The organism is Pseudoalteromonas sp. QJM3NY_22 (genome assembly GCF_056173065.1).
In genome coordinates this window covers 563,596-581,309 of sequence record NZ_CM149655.1, presented here as the reverse complement: position 1 = coordinate 581,309, position 17,714 = coordinate 563,596, and the positions used below count along the sequence as shown (strand labels likewise).

At 37.5% G+C, this 17,714-nt stretch carries 10 protein-coding genes and 1 tRNA gene; 8 read left to right on the top strand and 3 right to left on the bottom strand.

The features are described 5' to 3' along the window. Nucleotides 1-69 precede the first annotated feature (69 nt). Both AC0VZ4_RS02630 and AC0VZ4_RS02625 read right to left on the bottom strand, forming a co-directional pair. Nucleotides 70-852, bottom strand: a complete 783-nt coding sequence (locus AC0VZ4_RS02630; RefSeq protein WP_475440820.1) for a DUF481 domain-containing protein — start codon at nt 850-852, stop codon at nt 70-72. 21 nt (nt 853-873) lie between these two features. Continuing rightward, complete coding sequence (locus AC0VZ4_RS02625; RefSeq protein ID WP_475440819.1) at nt 874-1,692, bottom strand: mechanosensitive ion channel family protein; 819 nt, start codon at nt 1,690-1,692, stop codon at nt 874-876. Between the two features lie 442 nt (nt 1,693-2,134). On the opposite strand from AC0VZ4_RS02625, the gene AC0VZ4_RS02620 reads away from it, so the two are divergent. The 8 genes from AC0VZ4_RS02620 (at nt 2,135) to AC0VZ4_RS02585 (ending at nt 17,331) form a co-directional block, all read left to right on the top strand. Further along, nucleotides 2,135-2,210: transfer RNA gene (locus AC0VZ4_RS02620), tRNA-His, on the top strand. A 928-nt stretch (nt 2,211-3,138) separates the two neighbouring features. Beyond that, nucleotides 3,139-4,464 (top strand): DUF2860 family protein, encoded by a 1,326-nt coding sequence (locus AC0VZ4_RS02615; RefSeq protein ID WP_306725118.1) that lies wholly within the window; start codon nt 3,139-3,141, stop codon nt 4,462-4,464. Nucleotides 4,465-4,476: 12 nt separating this feature from the next. Continuing rightward, complete coding sequence (locus tag AC0VZ4_RS02610) at nt 4,477-5,628, top strand: FecR family protein (RefSeq protein ID WP_306725119.1); 1,152 nt, start codon at nt 4,477-4,479, stop codon at nt 5,626-5,628. Nucleotides 5,629-5,668: 40 nt separating this feature from the next. Further along, on the top strand, nt 5,669-11,275 hold the full coding sequence (locus AC0VZ4_RS02605) for an Ig-like domain-containing protein (protein WP_475440817.1): 5,607 nt from the start codon (nt 5,669-5,671) through the stop codon (nt 11,273-11,275). 36 nt (nt 11,276-11,311) lie between these two features. Continuing rightward, nucleotides 11,312-12,112, top strand: coding sequence for an MBL fold metallo-hydrolase (locus tag AC0VZ4_RS02600; RefSeq protein WP_008136291.1), 801 nt, complete (start codon nt 11,312-11,314; stop codon nt 12,110-12,112). 137 nt (nt 12,113-12,249) lie between these two features. Further along, nucleotides 12,250-14,352, top strand: coding sequence for a CHASE2 domain-containing protein (locus tag AC0VZ4_RS02595; RefSeq protein WP_306725121.1), 2,103 nt, complete (start codon nt 12,250-12,252; stop codon nt 14,350-14,352). Then, on the top strand, nt 14,324-15,985 hold the full coding sequence (locus AC0VZ4_RS02590) for an HD-GYP domain-containing protein (RefSeq protein ID WP_475440816.1): 1,662 nt from the start codon (nt 14,324-14,326) through the stop codon (nt 15,983-15,985). Before AC0VZ4_RS02595 ends, AC0VZ4_RS02590 begins: the two co-directional genes overlap by 29 nt. Before the next feature lie 248 nt (nt 15,986-16,233). Further along, entirely contained in the window at nt 16,234-17,331 is a 1,098-nt protein-coding gene (locus AC0VZ4_RS02585; RefSeq protein WP_475439755.1) for an ISAs1-like element ISPsesp1 family transposase, read from the top strand. Between the two features lie 47 nt (nt 17,332-17,378). On the opposite strand, the gene AC0VZ4_RS02580 is transcribed toward AC0VZ4_RS02585, so the two are convergent. Further along, nucleotides 17,379-17,696 (bottom strand): hypothetical protein, encoded by a 318-nt coding sequence (locus tag AC0VZ4_RS02580; protein WP_475440815.1) that lies wholly within the window; start codon nt 17,694-17,696, stop codon nt 17,379-17,381. Nucleotides 17,697-17,714: the final 18 nt, after the last annotated feature.

Here is a 17,714-nt window from a genome sequence, read left to right as displayed (position 1 = left end):
TAGTAGCAAATAAAAAAGGGACTTTCGTCCCTTTTTGTCACTTAAATGTCATATCTTTAGTTACATTGGTTAAAAACTGTAAACTAACGTGAATGACGTTTCAGTATCAGTGCTTTCTTTATCATCAGCAACATCTGAGTTGTTGGTAACATTAAAAGCAACTTTCATTTGTAATGAGCCATTAATTTTTGCAAGTAGTGCAGTTTCTGAACGCGTTTTAGTGTTTGTATCACCATACTCCACTGCAATTAACTGAGTAAAGCGCGCATTATCAGAAATCTTCCAGTTATAATCTAACTTACCTAGAGCAATCACCTCACCTTCAAACTCACCAGCAAGTAAATTACCGTTGTCGTCAATTTCAGTGCTGTCATCTGGGTATTCGAAATACTTATAACCTGGACCAATTTCAGCACTTAGCCACATGGTTTTTTCGTTTAATAAACGTAAACCATAACCAGCAGAAATTACTGATTCACTTCGGTATGCGCCAAAGTAATCTGACACGTGTGAACCATAAATGAATAAGTGAGCATGCTTTTCATTTAATTTGTAATTACCTTGTGCAGAAATAGAGTATTTTTCGTTGGTACGCTGCTTATCTTTATTACCGTCAGCATCTTCAACTTCATCTTCTTTGAAGATTCCATCGATTTTATACTCGTTGTTCCAGTTTTCTAGATTGTGCTGTACTTTAATACCACCTTTAAGCGTGGTTGTTTCTGTATTACCACTGGTAATAATAGCACCAAGCTCACTGGTAACTTCCCACGTTTTTTTCTCTGTATCTTCGGCAAATGCGTTAGTTGCAGCAGAGGCTGCAACTAATATTGATAAAAGCTTTAATTTCATTAAAAAATAACCTATTTAAAATTAGTCTTGCTTGTGTAAATGAACATCCATTTGTGGAAATGGAATTGAAATGTTTGCGTCGTCTAATGCAATTTTAATATTTTCCATTAGCGAGAAATATGTTGGCCAGTAATCCGCACTGTTAACCCAAGGACGCACTACAAAATTAACACTCGAATCACCCAGCTCAGATACAGCAACTGTATAAGCTGGATCTTTAAGTAGACGTTCTTCTGCATCTAACACTGATTTTAATACTTCTTTTGCTTGACGTAAATCAGCATCGTAACCAACACCGATAACTAAATCGATACGACGAGTAGACTCACGTGAGAAATTAGTAATAGCACCCGACATAATTTGTGAATTTGGCACAATTATTACTTTATTATCTGGAGTGCGAAGTTCAGTTGAGAATATTTCGATTTTTTTAACAGTACCCATTTTACTACCAGCCTCAACAAAATCACCTGATTTGAATGGACGAAGTAAAATAATTAGTACGCCAGATGCAAAGTTAGACAATGAACCTTGAAGCGCTAAGCCAACAGCTAAACCTGCGGCACCTAAAATAGCGATGAATGACGTAGTTTCAATACCAATTTGCGAAAGTGCCATTAAAATAGTGACAGCAAATACAAGTGTATACACTATGCTTGAAACAAATGAGCCAACCGCTTTATCTACGTTCTTTTTAGCAAAACCTTTTTCAGTTAAGTTAGAACAAAACTTAGCAATACGACTACCAAGTAAAAAGATAACAAGCGCAACAACCGCCTGTATACCGTAATGTAAAATTAAGTCTGAGTTTTCGTTCAGCCAGTTTAATATTGAATCCATAATCACTCCAAATAGTTTTTATTAAGCGTTTTTCCAGCCAACATTATACATTCATTTACAATCTATTCTCAAAAAACAATGAATTTTCACTATAAAAGACGCTATGATTATATAAATTAATATATAAAAACGACAATATGTTTTATATTTATTGAGTATTTATCGTTTTTTTAGAAGGTATGCGCTGTTTCTTAATCATTCGCACTTACTAATAAAGAAAGTAAGACTTAAATATTTCTTCTCCCTTTACTAATCCCGTTCGTTACACGTTTTGCCCCCAGTTAAATGGCCTAAAGTAGCCATATTTAAGCACTAATCAATCACCACCTTACATACTGTATTTTACGCATTAATTATTTTTTTTGATTTTTTTCACTTTTAGGCTTCACAAGATTTATTATTTTATGTATCATGCGCGCCACACCAAACAAGGTGTATTGTGGCGGTTGTAGCTCAGTTGGTAGAGCCCCGGATTGTGATTCCGGTTGTCGCGGGTTCAAGCCCCGTCAATCGCCCCAATTTTTCTCCTTTTTTATTTTTTTGTATAATCATTTTCATATTATATCCTCAGTAATTTTAAATAACTAAAAATACAATCTATTACCCCCTGCATTTACTTGTCTGAACAGCTAGACCAGTTCTAAACCAATTTTATTAAAACATGACTAATTTACCGAATTAAATTACTCTAAAACGTTGTAAATTTTTATTTAGAACAACTAGGGCGTGTTGACCTTTCGTGATTGATTTTTCAGCAGACTGTTTGGTATTTAGGCAAGGCAGAGCCTATGTAGTGTGGTTATTCCCCATAAATAGGCGATAACGCAGTATAAATGCCAAACATGCGCTGCCCTTTGAGTTCATTCTAGGGACGATTAAGTCTTTGTTGCTCGGTTTTTACTTAGCCCACTAGGCTACAAACCTCGCGCCGCGATTTAATCGCCCCTAGATTGAACAAATTTCAATCCACAAAGGCCAACACGCCCTAAATAACGAAATTTATGCTTTGTTATCAAGCTGTTTTATTATCGCTATAATAGGCCACTAATTTTATGCTATTGATTTAAAAAACTGGAAGATATTAACATTTACATTTTTGAAATAATGTTTTCATTTGATTTACATGCCTATAAAAAGTGCTAAATTATTACCTACTACCATCATTTTATTAGGGCTTGTTTATCTTTCGAGGTTAGATTTGTAGCGGCGTGTTTGTTTTTTAAATAAGGCCCGTGAGCATGACTGGGCAGCTTTGCTCGGTTTTGATTTATTCTTATAGGGATGTAAGCCATTAGAGTAACGCAGGAGCAGTTACCGAGCCCACTAAGCTACAAACCTTGCGCCGCGATTAAGTCGCCCCTAGATAGAACAAATTTCAATCCGCAAAGGTCAACTGACCCTAATGGCAATAAAGCAAAAAAATTCTTATAGGATATTCGATAAAACATGATTAGACAGGCTTTAGCACATTTACTGTGTGGTTTTTTAACTGTAGTTAGTGTTAGTGCTCTGGCTAAAAATGACGAAAGCTACGCTAAATTGTTAAATGAACTACAACAATTAATTTCTGATCATAAGTTTCAACAAGCCTACAAAAAAAGTCATATTGAAAATCAATATTTAGGCGAGCCTGCTTTTGATTTTTTGTTAGGGATTTCCGCACTTAAAACAAACCAACCGGCTACAGCAGTCTTTGCTTTTGAACGTGTAGTCGAAGCAAGCCCGCAATGGTACGAAGCTCGCCTACATTTAGTTCGAGCTTATTTAATGGTTAAAAACTTACCCGCAGCAGACACTCAAGCGCTAATACTTATTAACGCGGCTAATACACCCAAAAATATAAAAACGAGCGCGCAATCACTACTTGATGCTGCCATTGTTGAACAGCAACGTGCAGGGCGTTCTTATACGCAAAATATTCAACTTGCTTTTGGTGTGGATGACAATGTAAACGCAGGGACAACCGAAGATACTATTATCATACCTAATTTAGGCGAATTTTTACTGTCGCCAGACAGCAAAAGTACTGATGATAACTATATGCAGCTTAACTATAGAGGGAGCTACTCTCATCCTCTGGACCAACAAAGCTTATTAACGTTAAGTGTTAATACTGGATGGTATAAGTTTGAAGCGTTAGAGCAATATGACCGCGTTAACACACACATAAATGCAGCTTATAAACACAAACAAGATAAGCTAAGTTGGTATGTACAAGCTGGTGTAACACCATTAATACTTGATGGCGAACTTTATAGAACAGAATCGTCGCTCGTAACAGGGGCTGATTTTAAATTCTCTAAAAAGTCTCGCTTATTTGGGGCTGTTTCTTTTGGTGTAATGAATAATAAACTTGATGAAAAACTCGATAACACATTTATTGCACTAAACGCAGGAACTAGTTATGTATCTCAACGCTGGTTTCAGAGTGTGAGTATTAATATCAAAACTGAAAATGCGGATGTGCCTGCGGGTAAATCAAATAGTCGTAATATACTTGGCATGTATTATCAGGCTAATTCTCAGCTTGCTGAACATTGGCAACTACTAACACTTGCAGGATATCAGTGGATTGATTACCAAGATGAACATCCTTTATTTTTAAAAGACCGTGAAGACAATTTACTGATGCTTACAAGCACCATACGTTATTTAATAAACGACGATTTAGCTATACAACTGGCGGCCAATTACCAAGATAAAACCAGTAATATATCTTTATTCGAATATGACCGCTTAGATGTTAATTTAAGCGTTTCTTACTCATTCTAATTTAAGGTACTTATGAAACTTTTACTCCCTGTAATAACAACCTTATTTTGTGTGAGTTTTAATGCACAAGCCGTCAATCCTGCTGGTAAAACGATTCTTGCCCGAGGTACTGTTTTAGCTCTAGATGCTAACTCCAAACAGCAAAGACAATTAAAACGCAGAGACACTGTATTTGGTGTAGATCGCATAACTACTGGTGAAAAAAGTAAGGCACAGTTTTCAATGTCTGACGGTGGCTTGATTGCGCTAAAAGAGAATTCGGTGCTCAATATTGCTAATTATGAATTTGATAGTAATACCCAACAAGGCTCTGCATCAATTGAATTACTTAAAGGTGGTTTGCGTTCGATTTCGGGAGTGATTAAAAAAAATGGTGGCTCTTATAGCGTAAAAACCCCTGTTGGATCTATTGGTATTCGCGGTACACATTTTGAAGTTCAGTTGGTCGAAGGCGATGTGTTTTTAGCTGTTTGGGACGGCGCAATAGATTTAACACTCGAAAACCAGCAAGTTGTTTCTTTAGGCAGCGATGAAGCGTTTTCCTTTGCGCAAGTAACGTCTTCTGGTGAAGTATTCACAAGTATTAGTGCGTCGCGCGTTTTTGATCAAAATATAACAAGTATCGATAGCCCAAGTGAAAGTGAGGATGAAGAAAGTGAACAACAAACGGCCACTGCCTCGCCCGATCCTGTTACTGAGATTGTAGTAGAAAGTAACTTTGATTCAGAGACAGTTATTATTGCTGATGTTTATTCTGAACAACAATATCAAACGGTTAGTGATGCATCTTTGGTTGATCAAATAGCACAACGCCAAGGCGTTTTTAACTATCAAGCGACAAGCTTTGGAGTGAATTCTAGTTTAGGTGCAGTGACTGACTTTGCAATGACCATGGCGGTTGATTTTGATAATGGTACAGTGCCCGAGGGTGAAATTAGCTTTAGCGATACTGGTGGTAATTGGTATGCAGCTTACAGCGGCCTAATAGATATAAGTAAACTTGATTTAGCTGTTACCTTTGCATCTCATGGCAATAATAAAGCGGCTGGCGATATTGAGGCGATTTTTTTGAATGGTTTAGATACGATTACCGGCAATTTTAATCTCAATGAAATAAATAATCCTAATGTAAATGCTAATGGCTCCTTTAGGTTAGAACCATAAACACATTGGACATAGCGCTTTTTATTATGGAGTATTTAAAATGATAGCAAAAAATATATTTTTGCTTGGTGTCATGGCGTTTATATTAAGCGCCTGTGGTGGCTCAGAAGACACCACTGCACCAGAAGCTTCACCAAGTTCGAGTAACGAAGCAACACCTCAGCCTATTTCAAGTAACCTCAACTTAACGGGAGTTACTGCTAGTAATCAATCGACCAAATTTAAAGTTTCAGGTGTTTCGACGTCAAGTAGAGCATTTGTTAGCGATGTAGTTGCTAATTCACAGGCTGATATTATATTTGCGCAAAAAAATGAAGTTGTTCAAGGTAATGTAACGTTTTCACTTGCGGTTTCAGATCCCGATGGTATTGCTACAGTAAGCTTGGTATTACCAAGTGTAGATAAAAGCATCGCACTTTGTTCTGAACTATGTGGCTTAAGCTTTGAACAATCAATTATCGGCTTTAACCCTTATTTTTATGGTGAAAAAGCGGGCGATCTTCGTTTAGAAATATGGATAACCGATAATTTAAATAACCAAGTACTTGCTGACGCGACTACATTTAGCTGGCAACCCCATCAAATTGAAGGCGTTACAGCGCAGCGTAATGATCAAAGTATTGATCTTTCATGGCAAGCCAATTCAGACCTCAATCGCTATAACGTTTATTTAGCAACTCAAGCTGGTGTGACTCCTGAAAATATTAATACGCTCGAAAATGGGCAACAATTTCTAAGCTTATCCAATTCAGCTTTTAGCTTTGATGGATCGCTTGTTGATAAAAGCTATCAAATACTGATCACTGGCATTGATGGCAGTGGCGAAAGTGGTTTTGCTGAAGCAATAAATATAGCCCCTATTGGTGGAGAACTAAATTTTGCCCCGAATGCGCAACCCGATCAATTTCAAATTAATGAAGATGAAAGCTTACAAGGCAATGTAGTTGCTAATGATACCGATCAATATATGGGTAAATTGCGCATAAATTTAGATGCGCTAGTGCAACCACAGCACGGTACGTTAAATATAAATGAGTCTGGTGAGTTTAACTACACGCCAACGGCCAACTTTAATGGTGAAGATGCTTTTAGCTATCAAGTGGTTAATGAGCTTGATATGACAGACATCGCTGTTGTTGAAATTGTTGTTAATCCGATAAATGATGCACCTATTGCACTTGATAACAGCTATAGCATTCCACTTGATGGTAATTTGAATATTGCATCACCTGGCTTACTTGCCAATGATAGTGATATTGATTTAGATAGCTTAACGGTTGATATCTCACCTATCACAGAGCCAAAAAGAGGACGTTTGACTTTACGCGCAGATGGTAGCTTTGAATACCTTGGTGAAGTAGATATGCGCGGGGAGGATAGCTTTCAATATCGTATTGTTGATAGTCAAGGTGAGCAAGCTATTGCCAATGTAGTTATCATCGGCGCAGCTGAAAATATGCCACCGATTGCGACTAACGATAGTTATAGTTTAAGTGAAGACAGTACATTAGTTGTTGAAGCTATTGCTGGTTTACTTAAAAATGATACAGATCCTAATAATGACAATTTTTTTGTTGATGAAAACTTTATTGTTGCACCTGTTCATGGCCAATTATTACTTGCAACTGATGGTAGCTTTACTTATATACCCGATGCTAATTTTTTTGGTGTAGATCAGTTTCAATATCAAATAATTGACTCTCAAGGTGCTACAGCTCAAGCCAGCGTAACGTTAACAATTAATAGTGAAGCTGATAATCCGATTGCCCAGAATGATGAGTATTTATTCAGACCGAATAAGTTGCTTGAAGTTAACGCTGAAAACGGCTTGCTAGTTAATGACATTAATATTGAAAGCGGTGATCTTTATGTTAATACCGTACCGGTTGTGGCTGTAAAAAATGGCGAGCTTAATCTTAATACTGATGGCTCTTTTACTTATCAACCGAATCAAAATTTTGTAGGTGTTGATAGCTTTACTTATTTAGTTTCAAATGAACAAGGCCTTGCGGCGAGTGCTCAAGTAATATTAAGTAAAAGTGGTGTGAATACTTTGCCAAGCGCAAATAATGATACCTTTACACTAAATGAAGATAGTCCAGCGACGTTACTTGATGTACTGGCTAACGATAACGACTTAGATGGCGATGTAATTAGTATATCTCGTATTGAAAACACGATTGCCCAAGCTGTTATTGTCGATAAAAAAATAGAATTTACACCACCAGTCAATTTTAATGGTGATATAACGCTAACTTATAGTATTACTGATGGAAAAACCTTAGAAAACACCAATGCTAATGATACAACAGCAACAGTAACTATCACGGTTATCCCAGTAAACGATGCGCCTATTGCGAACGCAGATACAGCAACAATGGCCGAAGATGCCGCCCCACTTCTAATTAATGTGCTCGCCAATGACACCGATATTGACGGAGATACCTTAACAATAACCTCTGCAGCTACTGACTTAGGGTCGGTATTAATTATTGGTAATCAACTTCAATATACACCTGCTATAAATAGTTATGGCGCAGCAACCGTTTTATATTCTGTAAGTGATGAAAACCAAGGCACTGCCTCGGCAAGTTTGTCGATTACAATCACACCTGTAAACGATGCGCCCATTGCAAATGCTGATACAGCAACAATGGCCGAAGATGCCGCCCCGCTATTAATTAATGTGCTCGCCAATGACACCGATATTGACGGAGATACCTTAACAATCACCTCAGCGACCGCCGACTTAGGGTCGGTATTAATTATTGGCAATCAACTTCAATATACACCTGCTGTAAATAGTAATGGCGTGGCAGCCGTTTTATATTCTGTAAGTGATGGAAACCAAGGCACTGCCTCGGCAAGTTTGTCGATTACAATCACAGCTGTAAACGATGCACCTACTGCATCAAATCAAACATTTAGTGTTAGTGAAAATTCGATAGACGGTGACGTTGTCGGCACCATTGTTGCCAGCGACATTGAAAACGAAAATTTAAGCTACACACTGGTCAGTGGCGACATAGGTTTGTTTAACATTAACAGCAGCTCAGGCCTATTAACAGCAAGCGGCCCGAGCCCTTTTAATTATGAAAATGCGACTCAGCATTTGATAACAGTAGCAGTTACCGACGATGGTACTCCTAATGAAACAACTTCTATTAATATTACTGTTAATGTAATTAATGCTGACGACTACCTTATACCTGTCGAAAGTGAAATTTTTGGACGCCCTGTGACTGGTGAGTTAGAGCTGTCTAGTGTTTTTTCAAACGGTGAATTTAACGACAGTATTGAGTTAAATAATAATCTTTATTTTGTTGGGTTTAGTCAAAACATAGACCAAGATATTGTCATTGCTTCATATACTAATAATGGTGCGGCCAACAATGCGTTCGATGAAGATGGCATAAAAATACTGGATTTAGGGCACGATGAAAAAGCAACGGCCATAATTTCAGGTGGCGGTGACTTGTTTATCGCCTTTTCTAGTTTTGATGGTACCAACACCGAAGCATGTTTATTAAAAATGAGCGTTACAGGCGTGATAAGCAACACCTCAGGTGACAATAATTCAGGTATTCACTGTACCAAAATGGCAAGTACGCTGGTTATTAATGATCTTGAATTTAGCGACAATAAAATTCAAGCTGTTGGCAAACAGTTTAATGGTAATGACGATGATAGTTTATGGATAAAATATGACATTTCGACATTAGCTTACGAAGCATCTAGCCCTAAAATTAAAGATGTAAGTGGTCAACAACGCGATGATGAAGCATTTGCCATTAAAAACTTTAATGGTTCTGATCTTATGGTTGTGGGGAGTGTTACCAGTGCAAACGGTGATAAAGATGCATTAATCCGTTACCTTATTTCAGATGGTGAAAATAACGGTAATTTTAATGATTATAATGCACTTAGCATCGATTTATCTGGGAATAACACCGACGATGAACTCTTTGCACTTGGCGGTTTAAATACAGCTGATTTTACCGCCTTTGTTGGCGGATATACCACTCGCCATTCAGGTGAAAAAGAAGCTGTTGTTCTCGCTATTGATAAAAAAGGCGATTTGGTAACGAGTATAGGTAATCATGGTATTGCCGTTTATGATATTGATGGTAATACAGGCAATGGTGGTAATACAGGCAATGGTGGTGCTGAAATTACAGGCGTAAAATATGAACCTATAAATAATCAAATTACTTTATCGGGCACAACGGGGAAAGGTGAGACTGAAAAGCTGTTTTCTACGCGTATTTTAGCAACCGATGGGGCACTTGATGACACCTACGGCATTAATATTATTTCGGATATTAACGGTAAACAAATAGCTAATACTGCAACAATAGATTTAAACGATACGCTTTGGGTATCAGGCATCAGCGATGATTCAAGTAGTCAGCCATTTATTGTAGCAATAGACAATCACGCGGCATTGTTTACTGGCTTAGCAGGATCAGGTTACCTTACATTGAGCAACTTAGGGACTGACTCTAATGATCAATCAAAGCAGGTGATACAGCTTAGCCATGGCACCCATGCTGGTAAATATATTATCGCATCAACAGCTCAGCAAGGCTCCGTAATTAAACTAGTATTAACGCGCCTGACCGGAGCCGGGCTGTTAGACACTAGCTTTAGTGAAAGTGGGCACAAGCAAATTGCAATCGACTTAAGTACATCTAATTTTGCATTAATTGAGCAAAATGATGGCAAACTTATTATCGCGGGTTCGCGTAAAACTGAAAACAATGAAGAAGGTTTTGTAGCAAGAGTAGATCAAAATGGTTATTTTGATACAGACTTTGCAACAGAAGGGATTTACGCCACTACAGCCGTAACGACGCAGAAGCTCAATCTAACTGACGCAGCACTGGATAACGATAACGATATTATTGCCGTAGGCTCGTTAACAGTGGCAGATACACCGAGCTCATTTGTTATGAAGTTAACGCCAGAAGGCTCACTGGAGAGCGACTTTGGTAACAATGGTAAAGTTATTGGAACCGCTTTCGAATCCTATAAAACTGTTTACATTGATAATAGCGATAAAATTTTTATTGGCGGAAAAGTTGTTTCGGGTTCTGATTCTCAGCTATTAGCAGTAAAGCTAAGTATTGATGGTGAACGCGAATTTAGCTATATAGACTCTGTAATGAGTTTAGATAACGACGATAGAATAGTTAAAATATTTGCTGATACCTTAAATAACCTGTATTTAATTGGTAATGAAACGAATACGCCAAACCAAGCTGTCATTGTTAAATTATCATCAGCAGGAATAAAAGAGACTAGTTTTGCTGAAGGTGGAGCTGGCCAGTACATACTGACGCAAACCGGTGACACTAAGGTAAAAGATGCCGCGCTTGATAGCATGGGTAACATTGTACTAAGTGGTATGGGTAATAATAAAGGTGTGTTAGCGCGCATTTTAAGTAATGGTGTATTAGATGGCACATTTGGCCACAACGGTGTTGGTTTTTACAAGGCCGAGCAATGTGCAAATGAACAAGTATTTACATCAATGATTTTACAAAGTGATACCCAAGTTATTGTTAGCAGCACCTGTAATAACGGTACTTCTAATAATATAAGTGCATCTAAGTTCAATTTTTATGTTGATGGAGTTACACCTTAATTTATGAGAGTTGAACTTTTTGGTGTTAGGGGCTCAATGCCCTCAACAGGAAAACATACGCACATTTTTGGTGGTAACACATCTTGCGTATATATAGAGCAGAAAAATGGCAAATCCCTTATTTTAGACTCAGGTACAGGTATTGTTGAACTAGGTAAACGTTTAGTGGTAAAAGCGGAACCTATCGCTATATTACTGACACATAATCATTGGGATCATATTCAGGGTTTCCCCTTTTTCACCCCTATTTATCAATCTAACCAAAATATAACAATAGTGGCTGGAAATGTAGATGACGAAGAAAGTAAAGATGCCATACTAAAACAAATGAGTGGCTCTCAATTTCCGGTTAAATACCAAGAGTTACCTGCAAATATTACGCTAAATACGACATTGTCGGCTAAAAAAACATTTAGCCTTAATAGTTTTTCAATTTCGACTGCGCCGCTTAATCACCCCGATGGCGGTACTGCGTATTGTGTTAACGCTGACGGCAAGAAAGTAGCATATGTTACTGATAATGAATTAAACCCCCCAGAAGATCTAAGAACCGATATCAACGAGTGGATTCACTTTATTAAAGGCGCTGATTTACTGATCCATGACGCACAATTTATAGATATCGACTTACCACTTAAGCATGGTTGGGGACACAGCACGATTAATCAAGTTGCCGATCTCGCCGTAAAGGCGAACATCAAAAACATTGTTATTATCAGCCACGACCCTGCAAGAAGCGATGATGAACTTCTTGCAATAGAAAACTCATTGCAAGCTAAATACGGTGACAAGTTACTGATAGAATGCGGCCGAGAAGGACGAGTTTTTGATTTTTAATCTATCAAGGATAAACGCCCATTAGATCTTTAAAGCCTATAATTTCCAGGCATTTTTTTATTGGTGCCGTTATAACTTTATTTATTGCATCAATAGAGTTATTTGCTACAGGAACATTAGCCAAATTAGTTAATCGTGTGGAAGGCATCATTTATGATTCTCGGCTCTTATTAACAACACCTGCAACACCTAGACATATCGACGAATCAGTAGTTATTATCGATATTGATGAAAAAAGTATGCGAGAGCAAGGTCGATTTCCTTGGAGTAGATCGAAAATAGCTGATCTTGTAACAAAACTCACCGATGCAGGTGTTATTGTTATCGCTTTTGATATATTTTTTGCCGAGCCTGAAGTAAATCCAGTTACACAAATCATTTCTGAAATACCTAACTTATCAAAGCAATATAGATTACCACTTGCCAAAATTAAACAGCAAGTAGACGCCGATACTAAGTTTGCTAACGCACTTGCTAAAAATGATACCGCCCTTGGATTTTTACTAACCGATGACCAACTTGCAGCCCACAGTCCACCAAAAAAAAGCAGCGTTTTATGGCAAAATGCTGAACATGCGAACTCACAAATAAGTGAGTTTTCGGGGGCTATTGTAAATATCCCACAATTACAAAATGCCGCTGCTGGTATTGGTTTTATAAATGCGCATAGCGACAACGATGGCTTTATCCGCAGAGCCGCTCTTATTAATAGAGTCGGTGATAAACTTTACCCCTCTTTAGCACTTGAAGTGGCTCGACTGTATGTCCTTGCTAATAAAATTGAAACGCGCTCAAATATTTTAGATGGTATTACTTTGTTTGAAGGAATTAAGTTTCAAGATAAATGGATTCAGACAGATGAGCACGGCCAAATACTCATTCCCTATAAAGGCCGAGCACATAGCTTCCCATATTATTCAGCAACCGATGTGCTGATGCAAAGAGTTGGCTCTGATGAATTAGAAGGAACAGTTGCCTTTATTGGTACTTCAGCTGTGGGCTTAGCTGACCTAAGGTCAACCCCAGTTGGTATGCAATATCCTGGTGTTGAAGTGCATGCCAATATATTTGAAGGACTGATGCACCCAGAGATACTGCCAGCCAAGCCCAACTGGTCTCTAGGTGCGAGCCTATTTATTATTGCGCTAACGGGTGTCGTTTTATCACTTTTTAGCCACGGCAGAAGTGCCCGATTTATTATTTTTCTTTCGTTAACTATTACGGTAGCTGTTATATCATTTAACGTGTATTTATGGTCAGTACAAAAAATTAGTTTGCCATTATTAATGCCACTCTTACTCATAATATTATTAGCTGGTTATTACATTATTGTTGGCTCTATCGCCGAGATGCACCACAGCCGAAAAATTAAATCTATGTTCAATCAATATGTCCCCCCTGCGCGTATTGAACAACTTATAAAACAAGGCAATGAGCTATCTCAAAGCAGTGAAAAAAGAAACATGACAGTATTATTTGCTGATATTCGCAGTTTCACCTCATTATCTGAAAACATGACTGCGCATCAATTAAGCGAGTACTTAAACCAATACCTTACTTCAATAACGCAAATAATATTTGATCATAACGGGACTATCGATAAATACGTTGGTGATATGGTGATGGCGTTTTGGAATGCTCCATTAAAAGATGAAAACCATGCACAAAACGGCGTTGAAGCAGCAATGGCTATGATTAACGGACTGACTCTCATTAATAAATTATTTGCCGAACAAAAACTACCTGCGGTCAAAATTGGTATAGGCTTAAGTACCGGTGATATGAATGTGGGCGATATGGGATCCGTTTATCGTAAAGCTTATACCGTACTAGGTGATACAGTTAATTTAGGTGCAAGGATTGAAAACTTGACCAAGTTTTACGGCGTAGCTATTCTAGTAGCTGAAGAAACAATGAATGCATGTCCACATATAACGTTTCGCTTGATAGATAAAGTGCAGGTCGTTGGAAAAACGACCGCAACGCAGCTATTTGAGCCCATTGGCTTAACAAATAAATTAGATACAAAACAATTCGCTGAAATAAAAAAATCATTTATCGCCATGACCCATTTTTATAATAAAGATTGGCCGCAAGCACTAAGTTTATTTACTGAATTACAAAGTACTACACTGTTTAGTTCGCATGTGTACGGTGTTTTTATCAAACGAATTCAAAATACTGATTTACAAGCACTCGCAAAGGATTGGAATGGTGCCTTTATTCATACCAAAAAGTAGTGGAAATATGCCGCAGCACATCAAAGATAAAATAAACCTACATCACTTTATTGATATCAGCGTTAGGTTAACAACCGAAAAAGATTCGAGTAAATTACTCGATGATATACTGCAAGTAATTATGTCTATAGCTAATTCAGATGCTGGGACTATTTATTCGATTACAGATAACAAACAACTTAAGTTTGAAACGGTTATTAATGAATCATTGGATCTGTATTTAGGCGGTCGTTTAGGTAAGCCTGTTGATTTTCCTAATATAGATCTTTTTATCGACGGAAAAGAAAATAAAACAGCGATTGTTGCTCATGCGGTTAATTCTGGGGAAGTTATTAATATTCCTGATGTTTATGCTGCACTGCCTTTTGATATGAGCGCAGCTCGCGCTATGGATGCTCGTACAGGTTATCGTACCCAGTCAATGTTAACTATTCCCTTAAAAGATCATGCTGATGATATTATTGGCGTTATCCAACTTATCAATGTAAAAGACGACGAAAATAATAATATTCCTTTTAGTGAGGAGCTTGTTACGCTAGTTCGTTCTTTCGCCTCTTTAGGTGCTATTTCGTTAACAAACTCTGCATTAATTAAAGATATGGAAGAGTTGTTTGCAACTTTTGCTGAGGCTATTGCCATGGCGATAGATGAAAAGTCACCTCATACAGGAGGTCATTGCAAACGAGTACCCGCATTAACATTGATGCTTGCCGATGCTGTTCATCTAATAGATAAAGGCCCACTTGCTACATTTAAAATGAGTGACGCAGAGCGCCATGAGTTAGATATTGCAGGATGGCTACATGATTGTGGAAAAATTGCGACTCCCGACCACGTCATGGAAAAATCAACAAAATTAGAAACTATTTTTGATCGAATCAAATTTATCGATGCAAAATTTGAAATAATTAGCAGAGATTTAAAAATAGCGTATCAGCAGAAAATAATCTCTGCGATGAAAAAAAATAAGCCAATTGAAGTACTCCAATTTGAACGATTACTTGATACCGAACTGAAACAACTCGCATTAGATCGTGCATTATTACAACGCGTGAACGTTGGCGGAGAGTTTTTAGGTGAGGAAGAACAAGCACATATCCAAAGAATATCAACCCAATATCAATTAAAAATTAATGGCGAAAAAATCCCATTACTTTCTGATAATGAAGTTGAAAACTTAATGATTCGGCGTGGTACGCTTACTCAAGGTGAACGTGACATTATGAAGCGCCACATGGATATAACTAAGAATATTTTAGATATCTTACCGTTTCCAAAGCATTTAAGTAATGTATCTGAGTATGCTCTAGGGCATCATGAAAAACTTGACGGTACAGGCTATCCTCGCGGATTAACGAAAGAACAAATGTCAGTACCTGCTAGATTAATGGCTATCGCTGATATTTTTGAAGCTCTTTCGGCTGTAGACCGACCATACAAAAAAGCAAAACCAGTAAGTGAATGTTTGCATATTTTAGGCTCTATGGTTAGTCAGAACCATCTTGATGCAGACATTTTTGCAATATTTATTGAATCCGAAGTGTATAAACATTACATCAATGAATATGCAAAGCCTGAGCAGCTAGATGAAGTCAACCTCGATAACCTTCCCGGTTACTCACCTATCCGTTGATCTATTTATTACAAAAAGCTGGTTTGTGTGATTTAAATAACACAGACCAGTTTGTAATAAAATTAAAAATCCTCACACGTTATACCAATTCGCTTATATAGGGTCTATTTAACGTTAAGAAAATCACGCTATAACTAGGCAAAAATTTATTATCCAAAGATCTGATTATTGGACAGGGCGGGATCACACTTTGTAAATAAACAAATTTTATGATCTAATACCATAAATTTCATCACCTTAAACTTATTATGTCACTCTTCTCACATTTAGAACTCGTCAAAGATAATCGTTCACATATAAATCAGCACCATAACTTAGTTGATGTGCTTTTTCTTATTATTACTGCCGTTACATCAGGGTGTGAAAACTGGCAAGACATTGAAGTCTATGGCGAAAGTAAGCTTAATTGGTTAAGAGGATTTCGTTCTTTCAAAAATGGCATACCCACTCGACATAGTATTGCTCGGATTTTTAGAACCGTTGATACTGACTCATTACTACTCGCGATGTATAGCTGGGTCAATCAAAACCGCGTTAAGTCAGCGCATCCTGTCATTGCCTTCGATGGCAAAACTATTCGCGGAGCAAGTAAACACATTGCTGATAAATTACACCTCGTCTCAGCATTTGATTGTGAGGCAGGTCTCACATTATTCCACCAAACAGTTGGCAGTAAGACGAATGAAATACCGGCAGTTCGGGATTTATTGAAAATACTCGATATCAATAACACCGTTATTACACTTGATGCTTTGCACTGCCAAAAAGAAACGCTAAAACAGCTAATTAGCAGACATGCAGATTATCTAGTGCAAGCAAAGGGTAATCAAAAGAAACTTTATAGCGCGATTCAAGATGCATTTACACACCAGTATGAATCTGAAAACTCAGAGATACTTAGTCATGTAACACAAGATGAAGGGCATGGGCGAAAAGAAGTACGCACGATAGATTGTCTTGATGCGCGTTTATTACCGAGTGAAATTAAAGAGAGCTGGCCATCAGTTAGAACAATCGTTGCGGTGCAGCGAGAGCGAACGAAGGGTAATAGAACGAGTATTGACACACATTACTACCTAACATCGTTGACAGACAATATATTGATAAGTAAAGCAATAAGACAACATTGGCTGATAGAAAATCAGCAACACTGGATACTGGATGTCGTATTTAAAGAAGATGCCTGTCAAATACATGAGCCATTAAGTGCGCAACATATGGCACTATTTAGACGCGTCGTTAGGAACATGATAAAGCAGCATACGAAAAGCAAGGGGTCAATAAGAAGTAAGTGTGTAAGAGCTTGTTATGATGATGCTTTTAGAGAAGAACTTCTTTTTGGTTAACATTTTTAACAAAGTATGCTCGCACCCTGGATTATTGGATGCTTTATTTAAAATTCTCTACCAGGTATTTTGCTAAAATTAACCTTTTTAAATTTTGAACAAAAAAATGCCACCTTACGGTGGCATTTACACACGGGGTTATTTCTACTTATAGAAATCCTTTTACTTTTTATTAGTTTTTGTCTTATTTTTTTAACAAAAAATATACTGCCAAAGGTAGCATTTAGTGCCTTGTGTGGCAACAGTAAAGGATAAAGATCATATATCTGCCACATTACTGTAATAAAAAATTGATTATAAAGATTTGCGTTTACAATCACTTGTACCCATATTGACAATATAGCTGTTAGTTTGTTTTTTGCCATAAATTAAGCGTTATAAGC

Excerpts from the sequence above, each read along its gene's own strand:
- AC0VZ4_RS02630 (WP_475440820.1), bottom strand. The coding sequence starts at position 852 with ATGAAATTAAAGCTTTTATCAATATTAGTTGCAGCCTCTGCTGCAACT.
- AC0VZ4_RS02625 (WP_475440819.1), bottom strand. The coding sequence starts at position 1,692 with ATGGATTCAATATTAAACTGGCTGAACGAAAACTCAGACTTAATTTTA.
- AC0VZ4_RS02615 (WP_306725118.1), top strand. The coding sequence starts at position 3,139 with ATGATTAGACAGGCTTTAGCACATTTACTGTGTGGTTTTTTAACTGTA.
- AC0VZ4_RS02610 (WP_306725119.1), top strand. The coding sequence starts at position 4,477 with ATGAAACTTTTACTCCCTGTAATAACAACCTTATTTTGTGTGAGTTTT.
- AC0VZ4_RS02605 (WP_475440817.1), top strand. The coding sequence starts at position 5,669 with ATGATAGCAAAAAATATATTTTTGCTTGGTGTCATGGCGTTTATATTA.
- AC0VZ4_RS02600 (WP_008136291.1), top strand. The coding sequence starts at position 11,312 with ATGCCCTCAACAGGAAAACATACGCACATTTTTGGTGGTAACACATCT.
- AC0VZ4_RS02590 (WP_475440816.1), top strand. The coding sequence starts at position 14,324 with ATGGTGCCTTTATTCATACCAAAAAGTAGTGGAAATATGCCGCAGCAC.
- AC0VZ4_RS02585 (WP_475439755.1), top strand. The coding sequence starts at position 16,234 with ATGTCACTCTTCTCACATTTAGAACTCGTCAAAGATAATCGTTCACAT.
- AC0VZ4_RS02580 (WP_475440815.1), bottom strand. The coding sequence starts at position 17,696 with ATGGCAAAAAACAAACTAACAGCTATATTGTCAATATGGGTACAAGTG.